At 65.1% G+C, this 13955-nt stretch carries 10 protein-coding genes; 3 read left to right on the top strand and 7 right to left on the bottom strand.

The window, feature by feature from the left end; genetic code table 11:
* Positions 1-21 precede the first annotated feature (21 nt).
* The 7 genes from AC1DOP_RS14095 to AC1DOP_RS14065 all read right to left on the bottom strand — a co-directional run bounded on the left by AC1DOP_RS14095 (position 22) and on the right by AC1DOP_RS14065 (position 10651).
* On the bottom strand, positions 22-1134 hold the full coding sequence (locus AC1DOP_RS14095) for a T6SS immunity protein Tli4 family protein (protein ID WP_477251820.1): 1113 nt from the start codon (positions 1132-1134) through the stop codon (positions 22-24).
* Positions 1135-1186: 52 nt separating this feature from the next.
* Complete coding sequence (locus AC1DOP_RS14090) at positions 1187-2965, bottom strand: T6SS immunity protein Tli4 family protein (RefSeq protein WP_477251818.1); 1779 nt, start codon at positions 2963-2965, stop codon at positions 1187-1189.
* Positions 2966-3116: 151 nt separating this feature from the next.
* On the bottom strand, positions 3117-4787 hold the full coding sequence (locus AC1DOP_RS14085; RefSeq protein ID WP_477251816.1) for an esterase/lipase family protein: 1671 nt from the start codon (positions 4785-4787) through the stop codon (positions 3117-3119).
* A 30-nt stretch (positions 4788-4817) separates the two neighbouring features.
* Entirely contained in the window at positions 4818-7607 is a 2790-nt protein-coding gene (locus AC1DOP_RS14080; RefSeq protein WP_477251814.1) for a type VI secretion system Vgr family protein, read from the bottom strand.
* Positions 7608-7854: 247 nt separating this feature from the next.
* Positions 7855-8658, bottom strand: coding sequence for a TatD family hydrolase (locus tag AC1DOP_RS14075; RefSeq protein WP_477251812.1), 804 nt, complete (start codon positions 8656-8658; stop codon positions 7855-7857).
* Positions 8659-8664: 6 nt separating this feature from the next.
* Complete coding sequence (gene lolD / locus AC1DOP_RS14070) at positions 8665-9372, bottom strand: lipoprotein-releasing ABC transporter ATP-binding protein LolD (protein WP_442122033.1); 708 nt, start codon at positions 9370-9372, stop codon at positions 8665-8667.
* 13 nt (positions 9373-9385) lie between these two features.
* Entirely contained in the window at positions 9386-10651 is a 1266-nt protein-coding gene (locus AC1DOP_RS14065; protein ID WP_442122032.1) for a lipoprotein-releasing ABC transporter permease subunit, read from the bottom strand.
* A 138-nt stretch (positions 10652-10789) separates the two neighbouring features.
* On the opposite strand from AC1DOP_RS14065, the gene AC1DOP_RS14060 reads away from it, so the two are divergent.
* The 3 genes from AC1DOP_RS14060 to arfB are packed head-to-tail and all read left to right on the top strand — an operon-like array spanning position 10790 to position 13955.
* Positions 10790-11872 (top strand): hypothetical protein, encoded by a 1083-nt coding sequence (locus AC1DOP_RS14060; protein ID WP_477251809.1) that lies wholly within the window; start codon positions 10790-10792, stop codon positions 11870-11872.
* On the top strand, positions 11869-13566 hold the full coding sequence (gene recJ / locus AC1DOP_RS14055) for a single-stranded-DNA-specific exonuclease RecJ (protein ID WP_477251807.1): 1698 nt from the start codon (positions 11869-11871) through the stop codon (positions 13564-13566). The genes AC1DOP_RS14060 and recJ overlap by 4 nt, the downstream gene beginning before the upstream one ends.
* The gene (gene arfB, locus AC1DOP_RS14050; protein WP_442122029.1) at positions 13563-13955 is read left to right on the top strand and encodes an alternative ribosome rescue aminoacyl-tRNA hydrolase ArfB; all 393 of its coding nucleotides are present in this window, start codon (positions 13563-13565) and stop codon (positions 13953-13955) included. The genes recJ and arfB overlap by 4 nt, the downstream gene beginning before the upstream one ends.

Genomic DNA, 13955 nt, shown 5'->3' with positions numbered 1-13955 from the left:
GTGGATATCGTGGACGGGCGCTCAGGGGGCGACGGGCTGCCGCGGATCTACTGAAGTGGAATTCGGGCGGCGGCTGGCCTTGTCCGGGTTCCGGAGGCGGATACTGGAGGCGATGCGATCCCATAGTGCCAGTAGTGCGTCTTCGTGCAGGCTTGTGTCGGCCGGTTTGCCGCCCGGGCGCGCGCTGATTCCAGTTCTGAGCTCCAGGGACAGGTAAGGCAGTGCCGGATCGTCAGGAGTGCCGTGCGCTTCCCAGTTGAAGCCATACGTTTTAATGAGATTGTATTCACGGGCGCGAAGCAGAGCCTCCTCTCCATCGACACCGTTGATCTTGCGTTTGCCTTCCCGAAGCTTCGTCATTCGCAGCATCATGTCCGGCGTCGTCCTTGCGTCCGTTTCGGCTATCCGGGCTAGCAAACCTGGGCCAGGGCGGGCACCAGCGATACTGGCGAGGGACAACGCCAGATCAGGGTATTCAGGCAGATCAAGATGCCTCACGATGTGTTCGCCGCTGTGAACAGGAAGCGGATCGACAAAGACGGCGCGTTCGACACAAAAGCCGGGCAAGCTGGAGACCTCATCGTCGCCACGCCTCCGTATCCGCGCAAGAAGTGCCTCAGCCTCAGCCACCCTCGATTCTTGGGTCGTATCGGCTGATAGAGAGACGCTTACACCGCCGATATGTGCGTGACTGTCGACTGACACCGATTCACTATAGACACGCCGATCCCCTTTCATCAAATACCCGCGGCTGCGCCCGTATAGGAAAGTTCGCCCGACCATACCTGCGTTTCGAAGATCGTGCGCCTCGACCATTCCCCCTTCGGTATTAGTAGCCGGATCCGCTTGGCTCGCTTCGATCGCGGCTTCGCGCGCCGCGACTCGCCGACGGAAAGCCGTCTCGCTCTCTTCGACCGTGACAAGCTCGAATCCGTCCAGGATACTGCCGGAAACGCTGACTTCGGCTTGGGCAGGTACATCGACCACGTAGCGGCCGACACACACTGTCTTCATCTTTTCCGTCATGTGCGCCACCTCGGACCTGTCGCGCATGCTGCGAGCCTCGCTGAACGCCCAGCTTCCCATAGAGCCCATGGCCATCAACGAAATCACGACGTAGAGCCATCGGCGCATTTGCGTCTTCTCCCAAAGGGCGCTCAATAGATGACAAGAGGATGGCGGCAGATCAGACTGATGCAGGCGGATCATCGGCAGACAAGCCCTCTGCCGGAACTGGAGCAGGTGCCACCGACAGGGCAGCCTCGGCATGCCGCATCAATTGCCATGTACTGCGACGCTGGATGACATCTGGACCGGCAGCTTTCGCAAACACACCAGCCGGCACTCGGAACGTAGCGGGCGGCAGCACGCTCCCCCGAGCAAACCAACGCGTGCCGTCCAGCGCATGCGCCTCTTCACAGCGCCACCAACCGCTGGCGGGACAAACTTCTCCGGTGCGAATATATGCACCGATGGCTATTGCGGAGTGGTCGGCGGCAACGAGGCTTAGGCCAGGTGACGGCGTGACGGCGGGCGCCAACGCCACTGCAGGCATACTGCGCGGGCGCATGCGTTTGTCAACCAAAGTCCAGGCCGTACGTCGAGGAATCTCCACGCTCGGTTGAATGCGTTTCAGCTTTTGCCACAAAGTCTGGCGCGGCAGCAGCAGCGCTTGAGGCATGCGTACGTCTTTGCGAGTGTATTGGACCCGGCCCCCATAAACACTCATACCTTCGGCGACGTCGCTGCAGCGCCACCATCCGGTCTGTGGACAGACCTCACCCGCCTGGACCATGGCACCCAGCATAGGGCCCGTGGGTCCAGGCTCCGGACCCGAGCTTGGTGGTGGCTTATTCTTGCGCAAACGGACGCTGGAAGCAACGTTATCCCATAGTGCCAGCAAAGCGTCCTCGTGCAAGCTCGCGCCGGCCGGCTTACCGCCAGGACGCTCGCCTATGCCGGCCTGTGCTTCAAGTGACAAGTATGGTCGCAAAAGATCCCCATCCGCGCCGCGATGCTCCCAGTTGAGCGTGTATGTCGTCGTAAAATTGAACTCGCGAATGCGTTCGACAAGTTCCTCGCCGTCCATGCCATTGATGCTACGTGGTTCGGCACGAAGTTTAGTTACCCGCAATAGTTCGTCGGCCCCGGCGTTCGCATCCATCTTTGCATATCGTGCAAGCACACCTGGTCCGGGACGGCCACCTGCGACGCTTAAAAGCGTCAGCGCCACATCCGGGTGGTCCGGCATGCTGAGGTGCATGGCGACTTGTTCACTTTTGTGCGCAGGCAGCGGCTCGGCGAAGATTGCACGCGAAACGCAAAAGCCTGGGACCGTTGGTATTTCGTCTTCCCCGCGCATTTGTAGCCGTGCAAGCAGCCCTTCAACCGCTTTAGCATCGGACTCGTCCACATATTTCGCTGACAATGTAAAGCTCATTCCAGCAGTATGCGCATAAGCCTCTACCGATACCCACTCGACATCTACCTTTTGTCCTTCTATGAACTCGTAGCTACGTGTGCGGCCAAAAATAATTGTTCGACCAATCATCCCTGGAATGCGAAGTTCGCGTGACTCGACAATTCCGCCCCCCCCCCTACTTGCCGATCCGGCGCTCCTCTGGTTGATCTCGACCTCACGCGTGGCAAGACGCTGCTGGAATTCAAACTCGGATTCTTCAGCCGATACAATTTCGAACCCATCGATCCTTTCATGTGTGAGGTCCACTTCAGCTTGACTCGGGACATCGATCAGGTAGCGTCCGACGCATACCGTTTTCATCTTTTCCGTCATTTTTGCCACCTCGGATCTGTCGCGCATGCTGCGGACTTGGCCGGCGGCCCAGCTTCCCGCACACGCGAGGGCTGCCAGCAGGACGATGAGTTCCCGCCATCCGCGTTTCCTTATTCGCGTCATGGCAACTTCTGAATTGGCTTGAGGATAGGGTGATTGTCGCAGCGACATGGCAGCAGCTCGACGTAGCCTTGCGAAGGCGCAAGTATTTCGTTAGTTGCAAGCAGTTTTTTGTCACTACGGGCTGAAGTGCCGGTCCTGAGATCTGGACAGTAAGAAGTCTCCGCCGGATAAGCTTTAGCAACAGGATTTTTCGCCAAACTCATGGCGACTCCTGCACCAGTTTAACAACGAGATGTTGCGTGAGCAGCAAGACACTATCGTCATTGAAAGCTTCCTGATGCTCAATGCCGCGCATTTCGAATATATGCCGGATCTTCCCTCGCGGTCCTGCTCCAGATTGCTGTGGAACGGTGCCATCACCGCCCACATCCTGCCGTGCCGGCACAAATTCCAGCGTCGTCTTTCCCTCAACCTGGACACGCCGCCCTACAGTTTCCCGGTATCCCAACAAGCGAGCGCGACGCAGATTCGCCTCAGTAAAGACCGCATCACCACCCGGAACACGGGCCACCCAGCGGACGGCACCAAACGACAGGTGTGCCCGATCCGCGCCGTAGAATGCGTAGGTATTTGGGTGGTAATAAGTATCCAGGGTGTCGCGGTGGAATCGTTCTGTATGATCGATCGCTTCAAGAACAGCTTTCTTGGCGCTCCGTTCGTCATTTTTATAGTGTCCAGCGGGATCGATCAGTGCTGGATCGACGAGTCGATACCACGAATTCATGTCGCGATAAAGGTCGTAGGGGTTACCACCCGGCAGATAAACCACGTCACGTGGTACGTCCTTGTTATTGACTCGACTTAGCATGCACACATGCAGCCATGGTCCCGGATACAAATGGTTAGGCAAAAGTTCCAGCGGGCCGCGTGCGGTAGCCATTATCGGCATCGTAAGTTCCGGCCGCCCCCCTAATATGTCGGCCACAAACTCCGCTTTCGTATTGTCAAGGGATCCATTGCTGGGGCTCCAGCTTTCAGTACCGCACGCAATTCGGCGATAGCAGGCCGGAGCGCCGAATGCGGGCATGACGCCATGAATGACACCTAGTATGTGTTCCGGGATTTGTTTGGCGCAAGCTCTGGCAACCAAGCCACCCATCGAATGTGTCACGAGGATGACCTTACTGCATTGGCGCTTGTTATCAGTCCAGAACTTGATCGTCTCTTCGATGCGCTGACGCAGGCGCTTTGCCGAGTCCTCACAGGATTCAAGCCAGTTGTATCCACACGCGTACACCGGAAAGTAATACTCGGCGTGCTTTTCGAGTTCCTTTTCCGTGATCTTTTGAACTGAGCGCTCCCCCCATCTTTCCGGATCACAGGCCATGATTTCCTTCCAGTGCCGGCACAACACACGTACATTGTCGAGCAAGCTCGTTTCGTAGGTGTGGTTCAGGCCGACGTGTAGCCCATACAGCAGATTGCCATACGAGCCCCAATGCACTTCGCCCCAGTGACGCCCACGTACCTCTTTTTCCAGCATGCCATAGTTGCGTGCCTCCAACGGCAAAGAAATGCTCCCGCCGTCATCCACTTCGAGTGTGTCGCCATCAAGAATATTCTGTCTCGCTATCGGATCGCGCCCCTTCCATGCGCGCGAGGCATAAAGCCCCTCAGCTATACCATTCGGAGCGCGCCAAGCGGCTTCTCCCCTCTTGAGTGCCCTGTTCTCAGGCTTCTTCGAATCCTTCGCCGCCCGCAAATTCGTCCCCATAATCCCCGGCACCACAATCACCGGCACCACCTTTGACGGCGGCATCGTGAACAAGCCCCTGGTCTTGAGCGCCGTCGGCGTCAGCACCGTGCGTCCGGTCCAGCTGCCGTCCGGCTGCGGGACGAGGTTCGGCAATGGGCGGGTCGGGTCTGCCATGCGCGCTCCGTGTGAGGTAATGGATCCGGCTCAGGCGGCCGGATCGTCGTCTTCGGGAAGGTAGGCCATGTCGACGCCGCCGATCATTTCTCCGATCAGCAGCGAAGTCCGGCCCTGGTCGTCGGTGCGTCCGGTCACGGTGCGGCCGTCTTCGAAGGTGGCGCGATAGCGCTGGTTCGGGATCGGCGCGCCGGTCTGCAGGTGGCGCAGTACCACGTATTCGTCGGTGTGCAGGTGCGAAGCAGGCAGGCGCACGTCCTTCGGACTGGCGCCGCCGGGGCCGAAGTACATGAAGTCGGAGCCCTTGTGGATCTGCTGGCTGCTGCTCTGGTGCGTGATCTTGCCGTCGATCCAGTCGGTGGTGGCGCCAGGAGCGATGATCTTTACGGCCGGCGCCTCCAGCTCGATGCGTTCGGCGGCGATCAGGCTGATGCGGCCGGACGACTTGATCTGGATGTTGCCCAGGTGGGTCTGGACGACGATGTCGCCGCGCCCCGCGCCCAGCTTCATGCCCATCTCGTGGGCGAACAGGCTCAGGCCGCGGGCGGCGCGCAGGAAGATGTTGCGGCCGGTCGAGATCTCGGCGTCGCCGGCGCTCACCACGTCCACCTTGCTGGCCGCGCCCAGCGCCAGGTTGTCGCTGCTGGCGACGATCGCGCCGGCCGGGGCGCTGGCGGCGACGATGGCTGCGCCGCCGCCAGCGGCGCCCTCGGCGACGTTGCTGCCTTCATGCCAGCGCTTGAGCTTTTCGACCAGCGCGGCCAGGCGCTGCTGCGAGGGCTCGTCTTCGTTGTGGACGGCCGCCAGCTTGCCGACTTCGTCGAGGATGCCCTGCATGACTTCGGCCAGGCCGACCAGGCCGGCGCGCCCGAGCTGGCCGGTGGAACCGCCCTCGCCCGGTTCGGCGCTGATCAACACACCTTGCGCGCCGCGCACCGCCACCGACAGCTCGCTGCGCAGTTCGGCGCCCTCACCGCGCGCTTCGGCGCCGCCGTGGTCGCGCGGCCGGGTCATCCAGCCCAGGTTGAGTTCCGAGGCACCGTGATCGCTGCCCAGCTGGGCGCTGATCTGGCCGCGGGTATCGTCGAAGCGCAGCTGGTTGCCGCGTGCGCCGCCGATTTCGCGGGTGCGGGTGCCGGACAGATAGCGGTTGCCCGGCAGCTTGCCCGCGCCGTTGAAGGCCGGCGGCGCCGAGCGCTGGTTGTAAAGTTGGGCAAGAATGATGGGGCGGTCCGGGTCGCCGCCCAGGAAGGCCACCAGCACCTCGGTGCCGACGCGCGGCAGCTGAATGTCGCCGGACTGGTGCTGGCTGCCGCTGCCGTTGCCGGCCCAGTTCGAAGCCACCCGCACCCAGGCGGAATCCGCGGGGCCGCCGGACGCGCCGGCGCCGCGCGCATGCTCGTGGTCGGCGGCGCGCATGCCGGGAAAGCGGATCTTCACGCGGCCGAGCGCGTCGCAATGCACGTCTTCGTTCGGCGGGCCGACCACGATCGCGCTTTGCAGCTGCGGATGCGGCAGATCGCTGCGCGGGTCGAAGGCGGGTACGATGGGGATGCCGCGCCGGACCGCGCTGAAGGCGATTCGCACGCGGCCGCCGCCTTCCGCGGAGGACGCCGGTCCGACCGTGCCGAGCAGCGAGGACACCGGCGCGGCCAGCTCGCGCGGCAGGTTGTTGTCGGCCACCACGCGCAGTTCGGTGATGACGAAGTCGCGCTCGGGCGCCGGGTGGGTATCGATCTCGGGATGGTCTTCCAGCGAAAAATACTGGCCGGCGCAGAAGTCCCGCACGCTGCCCTCGCCGTGGAAGCACTTCGATTCGAATTCGTGGCGGCTCATGCGCACGTGGCCGAGGCGCCAGTGGTCGTCGACGTCGTTGCCGGCGTGCGGCATCTCGATCAGGTAGTCGTCCAGGGTGGCGGCGAGCTGGTTGCCGCTCGGGCCCTGGTCGGCCATGCTGCGCGCGCTGGCAGTCATGAACTGCCCGCCGGCCGGGTTCTTGTAGTCCCAGCTATGGCGGGTGGTGACGCCGGGCTGCAGGCGGCGCGCGGCGGTCCAGGAGGTCACGGTGTCGCGGCCGTCGGCGATGCCGTCGCGGTGGTAGCGCACGCTGCCGGCGGCATTGCGCGGCAGGCTGCCGGCGTCGCTGAACAGCAGCAGCGTATGGGCCGGGGTGCGGTCGTGGGCGGGGTCGACCGCCGTGTTGCGGCTGCGTCCCGGACGGAAGACCCAGGCGATGCCGCGGCGCTTCAGCAGGCGGCGCACGAAGGCGGCGTCCGATTCGTTGTGCTGCATGGTCTGTTCGCGCGGCGGGTAGTCGCGCATGTCGATCAGCGGGTCGATCTCCAGTTCGAAGGCATTCGCCAGCACGGTGTTCGAGTGGCGCCATTCGTCGCACAGGACCTGCGCGATCTCCAGCTCGTTCTGATAGCGGAACACGCGGCTGTTGCTGCGCTTTTCCATCACCGCGAAAACGTCGCGCAGCACCAGTTCGTAGGCCGCCAGGGCGCCGTCGGAATCGCCGGCGCGCGCCTCGGTGACCAGGCCGCAGACGCTGCGCAGGTGGCCGCGGTCGGTGACGAACTGGATCTCGGCCGGCAGTGCGATCAGTTCCTTGAGCGGCAGGTGCGGGCTGCCGGCCAGGCAGGCGACGCGATACTCGATGCCGCCGCAGACCGCCTCGCTGCCCACCACCCGCTGCGGCAGCAGGACGTCCTCGGAGAGCTGCCCGGCGTGCGCCAGGCGCAGGCGCAGGGGGCGATGGGCCGTGCTCAGGGACTTCTCGTGCTGCAGCAGCCGCAGGAATTCGCTCGCGCTCTCCACCGTGTCTCCTCCATGCGTGCCGTCGTGCCGCGGAAGCACCCATTCTTCCACGGTGCGTGGAGCAAACATTGCAATGCGTCATACGCTTCAGGGCAGCTCCGGACGGAACTTCATTCTGCCGGAATGGTCGTGGCTGCGTGAACGCGGAAACCGGCGCGCGCGACGGTGCGTCTGCTGCGCCTCACGGTGTCAGCGCACGGCACCATGCATGCATGGATGGGCGAGGAAGCGCGCGCTTAGACGATCTTCAAGGCGCGAGCAGCTTTTCCAGGCGTGGAATCGCGCCCAGCGCGCTGCGCCAGGTGGCCGCGCCGACCTCGGATTCGGGCACGCCGCGCAGCCCGGCCAGCATGCGGCCGATCGCCGGCAGCTCCTCGGGGCTGTTGCGGCCGGGGTGGATCCAGCTGGGGGCGATGTCGGGCGCATCGGTCTCGAGCACGATGGCGTCCAGCGGCAGCTCCGCCGCCAAACGCCGGATCTGCAGTGCGCGCGTAAAAGTCATGGCGCCGCCGAAGCCGAGGCGGAATCCCAGGTCGATGAAGTTCTGCGCCTGCTGGAAGCTGCCGTTGAAGGCGTGGGCGATGCCGCCGTTCGGCCTGATCTGGCGCACGTGCTTGAGCACCTGGTCCTGCGAGCGGCGCACGTGGGTCAGCACCGGCAGGCCGAGATCGCGCGCGATGCGCAGCTGCTCGCGCAGGAAAAGCTCCTGCTTCTCGCGCATGGCCGGCTCGCACAGCATGGGGATGAAAAAGTCCAGGCCGATCTCGCCGATGGCCACGAAGCGCGGGTCCGCCATCGCCTCTTCGGCCAGGCGGCGCAGCAGCGCCAGGTCGTCCTCGGTCGCCCGCGGCACATGGATCGGGTGGATGCCGAGCGCGTAGCTGGCGTTCGGGGCGGCATGGGCCAGCTTGCGAACGATCTCGAAGTTGCCGCGTTCGACGGCCGGGATCACGATCATCGACACCCCGGCCTGCCCTGCGCGCGCCGCGACCTGCAGGGACTCGTCGCCGAACTCATGGGCGTCGAGGTGGCAGTGGGTGTCGATCCACATGGCGGTTCAGGTCTGTTCGGCCTGCAGTCCGTGCTCGGTCAGGCGCAGCACGCGGTCGCAGCGGCGCGCCAGTTCCGGATCGTGGGTCACGATCACGAAGGCGGTGCCGAGGGTGCGCGAGAGTTCCAGCATCAGGTCGAAGATGGTCTCGGCGGTGTTGTGGTCGAGGTTCCCGGTCGGCTCGTCGGCCAGCACGCAGGCCGGCTCGGTGACGAGTGCGCGCGCCAGGGCCACGCGCTGGCGCTCGCCGCCCGAGAGTTCGCCGGGCCGGTGGATGGCGCGCTTGGCCAGGCCGACCCTGGCCAGCATGGCTTCGGCGCGCGCCACCGCCTCCTCGCGCTTCACGCGGCGGATCAGGAGCGGCATGGCGACGTTGTCCAGCGCCGAGAACTCCGGCAGCAGATGGTGGAACTGGTAGACGAATCCGAGCGAAGCGTTGCGCAGCTCGCCGCGCCGGGTTTCCGACAGCGCGGCGAAGTCCTCGCCCTGCAGCACCACCGCGCCGCCGCTCGGGGTATCGAGGCCGCCGAGGATGTGCAGCAGGGTCGACTTGCCGGACCCGGAGGCGCCGACGATGGCCACGCGTTCGCCGCGGCCGATGGAAAAGTCGATATTGTCCAGCACCCGCACGGCGTAGTCGCCTTCGCGGAAGGTCTTGCCGACGCCGCGGCAGGACAGGACCGGCGCGCCGGCAGTGTTCATGGTATTGCTCATTTCTTTTCGCATGTCATTCATAGCGCAGGGCCTCCGCGGGCTTCACGCGCGACGCCGACCAGCTCGGATACAGGGTCGCCACGAAAGCCAGCAGCACCGACACGCCGCCGATCTTGAAAACGTCCGGCCAGCGCATGTCCGAGGGGATCTCGCTGATCAGGTAGATATCCTTGGACAGGAACTGGATCCCGAACAGGTGCTCGATGAAGGGCACGATCACGTCGATGTTCAGGGCCACCAGCACCCCCAGCGCGACGCCGGCGATGGTGCCCATGATGCCGACCAGGGCGCCCTGGATCATGAAAATCTTCATGATCGAGCGCGGCGATGAGCCGAGCGTGCGGAGGATCGCGATGTCGGGCTGCTTGTCGGTCACCGTCATCACCAGGGTCGAGACCAGGTTGAACGCGGCCACCGCGATGATCAGGGTCAGGATGATGAACATCATCCGCTTTTCGGTCTGGACGGCGGCAAACCAGTTGGCGTTCAGCTTGGACCAGTCGCGCATGACCAGGTCGCCGGGCATCGACTTCTTGAGTTCCGCAGCCACCTGCGGGGCCTGGTGCATGTCGGCGATGCGCAGGCGCAGGCCCATCGGCGCCTGCAGGCGCTCCATGCGCTCGGCGTCCTGCAGGTGGACGAAGGCCATCGCCGAATCGAATTCGTAATGGCCGGCCTCGAAGATACCGGCCACCGTGAAGCTGCGGGTGCGCGGCACCATGCCGGCCGGGGTGGTCTGGGCCTGGGCCAGCATCATGGTGACCTTGTCGCCGACGCCGACGCCGAGCGAGCGCGCCAGCACATAGCCCAGCACGATGTTGAATTCGCCCGGACGCAGGTTCTGCAGGCTGCCCTGGCGGACCTGCTTGCCGACGCTTGATACCTTGTGCTCTTCTTCCGGCAGGATGCCGCGGATGGCGGCCGGCTTCATGACGTCGTCGCGCACCAGCAGGCCCTGGGTCTCGACGAAGGGCGCGGCACCGCGCACGGCCGGGTTGCGGAAGGCTTGCTGCTCTTCCTGGCGCCAGTCGGGCATGCTGCCGCTGGCGTCGAAGACCTCGATATGGGCCAGCACCGACAGCATGCGGTCCATCACTTCCTTCTGAAAACCATTCATCACCGACAGCACCACGATCAGCGCGGCCACCCCGAGGGCGATGCCGGACACCGAAATCAGCGAAATAAAGGAGATAAAACTGTTCCGGCCGCTGCGCTTGCCGGCCCGCGTATAGCGCAGGCCGACCAGCCATTCGTAGGGCAATTTGTGGATGATGCTCATGGGCTCCATGATAAACGCTGCTCGAGGCCCGCAGTGTGCCATACAAAGCTCATCCATGTGAGAGCTTGTCACGATTGAAATAAAGATTTCAGGCTGGCCGCTGTTCTCGCGGACCGTCCATTTGTCCTACAATACGCCATGGCCCACATATCGCTCGTCCTGCCGTTCGCCCTCCCCGTTCCCGAATTCGCGCCCGACCTGATCCGCGCCCTCGATGCCCCGGCCCTGGCGGCGCTGCTGTCGCGTTTTTCCAGCCAAATGTTCCGCCCGCTGGAGGGCAGCGCGCGCGTGCTGCCGCACGAACTCTGGATCGCGCGCAGCCTCGGCCTGGCCAACGGCACCGCGCCCGGCTTCGCCACCAGCAGCATGCGCGGCTACGGCCTCGATCCGGGCGACGGCACCTGGTTCATCGTGAACCCGGCCCACATCCAGATCGCCCACAGCCACCTGATGATGGGCGACACGCGCCGGCTCGACCTGCGCGAGGATGAAGCGCGCGGCCTGTTCGACAGCGCGCGCGCCTGCTGCGAGGAGGCCGGCCACGCGCTGCTGTACGGCGCGCCCGACACCTGGTTCCTGCGCGCCGACACCTGGGACGGCATCCAGACCGCCAGCCCGGACGCCGCGGTCGGCATGAACCTGACCGACTGGGTGCCGGCCGGGGCGCAGGCGCGCGCCTTCCGCAAGCTGCAGAACGAAGTCCAGGTCAACTGGTACACCCACCCTGTCAACGCGGCCCGCGAAGCGCGCGGCCAGGCCCCGATCAATTCGATCTGGCCCTGGGGCGCGTCGAGCGTGGCGGCCGAGCATGCCTTGAAACTGGTGGCGCGCGCCGCCGGCAAGCTGGCGCCCCAGCCCGCGGTGGCCACCTATGCCGCGCCGGGCTGGCTGACGGCCCTGGCCGACCAGCGCCTCGACAGCCTGGACCGCATCGGCGCCCTGATTGCCGATGGCGACGGGGGTGCCGATAAGGGCCGCCTGCTCGTCTGCGGCAACGCCGCCGCCGCGGCCATCGCGGCCGACTGGCACGCCTGGCTGCAGGAAATGCACACCCTCGAGCAGACGCTGTTCGCGCCCCTGCTGGCGGCCCTCAAGCAGGGCCGTATCAAGGCCTTGCGGCTGGTGCTGAGCCACCGCGACGGCCACCTGGAAACCACGACCACACCGATGGCCCAGCGCAAATTCTGGCGCCGTCCGACCTTGGAACATCTGAAGAAGTGAAGACCCGTATCTCCACCCGTCCCTTCCCCGGCCGCCAGAGCGAGCAGCTGGCCCAGGGCGGAATCCATCCCGTTCTGGCCCGCGTGTACGCCGCGCGCGGCCTGTCCGACCCGCGCGAGCTGGCCAGCGAACTGCAGGCCCTGCTGCCGCCCACCGCCCTGCTGCAGATCGACGCCGCCGCCGTGTACCTGGCCGACGCCATCCAAAGCCGGAAGAAGATGACCATCGTCGCCGACTACGACTGCGACGGCGCCACCGCCTGCGCCACCGCCCTGCGCGGCCTGCGCTCGATGGGTGCCCACGTCGACTATATCGTGCCGAACCGTTTCGAGTACGGCTACGGCCTGACGCCGGAAATCGTCGAGCTGACCGCGCGCGAAAAATCGCCCGAGATCATCATCACCGTCGACAACGGCATCGCCAGCATCGACGGCGTCGAGGCGGCGCGTGCGCGCGGCATCGAGGTCGTGGTCACCGACCACCACCTGCCGGGCGACCATCTTCCGGACGCGCGCGTGATCGTGAATCCCAACCAGCCCGAGTGCGGCTTCCCCAGCAAGCACCTGGCCGGGGTCGGGGTCGTGTTCTACGTGCTGCTGGCCCTGCGTGCCGAACTGCGCAAGCGCGGCGTGTTCGACGCCGTCTCCCAGCCCAAGCTGGATTCCCTGCTCGACCTGGTCGCGCTGGGCACGGTGGCCGACGTCGTCAAACTCGACACCAATAACCGCATCCTGGTCGCCCAGGGCCTGAAGCGCATGCGCGCGGGCCGCATGCATGCCGGCATCGCCGCGCTGTTCCGCGTGGCGGGCCGCGAAGCGCGCTGCGCCTCGCCCTTCGACCTGGGCTTCGCCCTGGGTCCGCGCCTGAACGCCGCCGGCCGGCTGGAAGACATGTCGCTCGGGATCGAGTGCCTGGTAACGGACGATGAAGACCGCGCCTGGCAGATCGCCCAGCAGCTCAACGAGATCAACCTGAAGCGCCGCGAGATCGAGGCCGAGATGCAGGACACCGCCCTGCTCCACCTGGACGATTTCAACCCGTCGGACGCCAGCACGATCGCCGTGTTCGACGAGAGCTGGCACCAGGGCGTGATCGGCATCGTCGCCTCGCGCCTGAAGGAGAAGTTCTACCGCCCGACCATCACTTTCGCCCCGGCCGGCGACGGCTGGATCAAGGGTTCGGGACGCTCGATCGCGGGCTTCCACATGCGCGATGCGCTGGACCTCGTGTCCAAGCGCGTGCCGGGACTGATCGACAAGTTCGGCGGCCACGCGATGGCGGCCGGCCTGTCGATCCGGCATGAGCACTTCGACACCTTCCGCGAGGCCTTCGAAGCCATCGGCCGGGCGTGGCTGAGCGAAGCCCAGCTCGAGCGGGTGGTCGAGACCGACGGCCCGCTGGAAGACGATTTTTATACCGTGCAGTTCATCGAGCTGCTGGACGGCCAGGTCTGGGGCCAGGGCTTCGCGCCGCCGGTGTTCTGCGACGAGTTCCGCGTGGTCAGCCAGCGCGTCCTCAAGGAAAAGCACCTGAAACTGCTGCTCGAGCGGAACGGCCGGCGTTACGACGCGATCTGGTTCGGCAACACGGCCGCCCTGGGCGAACGCGCGCGCGTGGCCTTCCGGCTGGACGCCAACGAGTACAACGGCGTGACCAAGGTCCAGCTGCTGGTCGAGCACGCCGAGCCGGTGTGAAGCTGAATCCGGACGAGGTCGAGTTCAGCGCGATCCGGGCCCAGGGTCCGGGCGGGCAGAACGTCAACAAGGTCTCCTGCGCCGTGCACGCGCGTTTCGACGTCAAGGCCTCCTCACTGCCGGACCATGTCAAGGAGCGCCTGCTGGCGATGCGCGACAGCCGTATCACCGAGGATGGCGTGCTGGTGCTGAAAGCCCAGCAGTCGCGCAGCCTGGAAGCCAACAAGGAAGACGCCCTGCGGCGACTGCAGGAGCTGATCGACAAGGCGGCCGTGGTGCAGGCGGTGCGGCGCCCGACCAGGCCGACGCGTTCATCCCAACGCCGCCGGCTGGACGAAAAGACCCGCAGCGGCCAGATCAAGGCGCTGCGCGGCAAGGTCAAGGACTAG

The sequence above is a fragment of the Massilia sp. 01N410 genome (genome assembly GCF_056399665.1).
Note: the sequence above shows the minus strand (reverse complement) of the source record. Positions and strands in the feature narration are given on the sequence as shown.

Excerpts from the sequence above, each read along its gene's own strand:
- lolD (WP_442122033.1), bottom strand. The coding sequence starts at position 9,372 with ATGAGCAATACCATGAACACTGCCGGCGCGCCGGTCCTGTCCTGCCGC.
- AC1DOP_RS14095 (WP_477251820.1), bottom strand. The coding sequence starts at position 1,134 with ATGCGCCGATGGCTCTACGTCGTGATTTCGTTGATGGCCATGGGCTCT.
- AC1DOP_RS14075 (WP_477251812.1), bottom strand. The coding sequence starts at position 8,658 with ATGTGGATCGACACCCACTGCCACCTCGACGCCCATGAGTTCGGCGAC.
- AC1DOP_RS14065 (WP_442122032.1), bottom strand. The coding sequence starts at position 10,651 with ATGAGCATCATCCACAAATTGCCCTACGAATGGCTGGTCGGCCTGCGC.
- AC1DOP_RS14085 (WP_477251816.1), bottom strand. The coding sequence starts at position 4,787 with ATGGCAGACCCGACCCGCCCATTGCCGAACCTCGTCCCGCAGCCGGAC.
- AC1DOP_RS14060 (WP_477251809.1), top strand. The coding sequence starts at position 10,790 with ATGGCCCACATATCGCTCGTCCTGCCGTTCGCCCTCCCCGTTCCCGAA.
- AC1DOP_RS14090 (WP_477251818.1), bottom strand. The coding sequence starts at position 2,965 with ATGTCGCTGCGACAATCACCCTATCCTCAAGCCAATTCAGAAGTTGCC.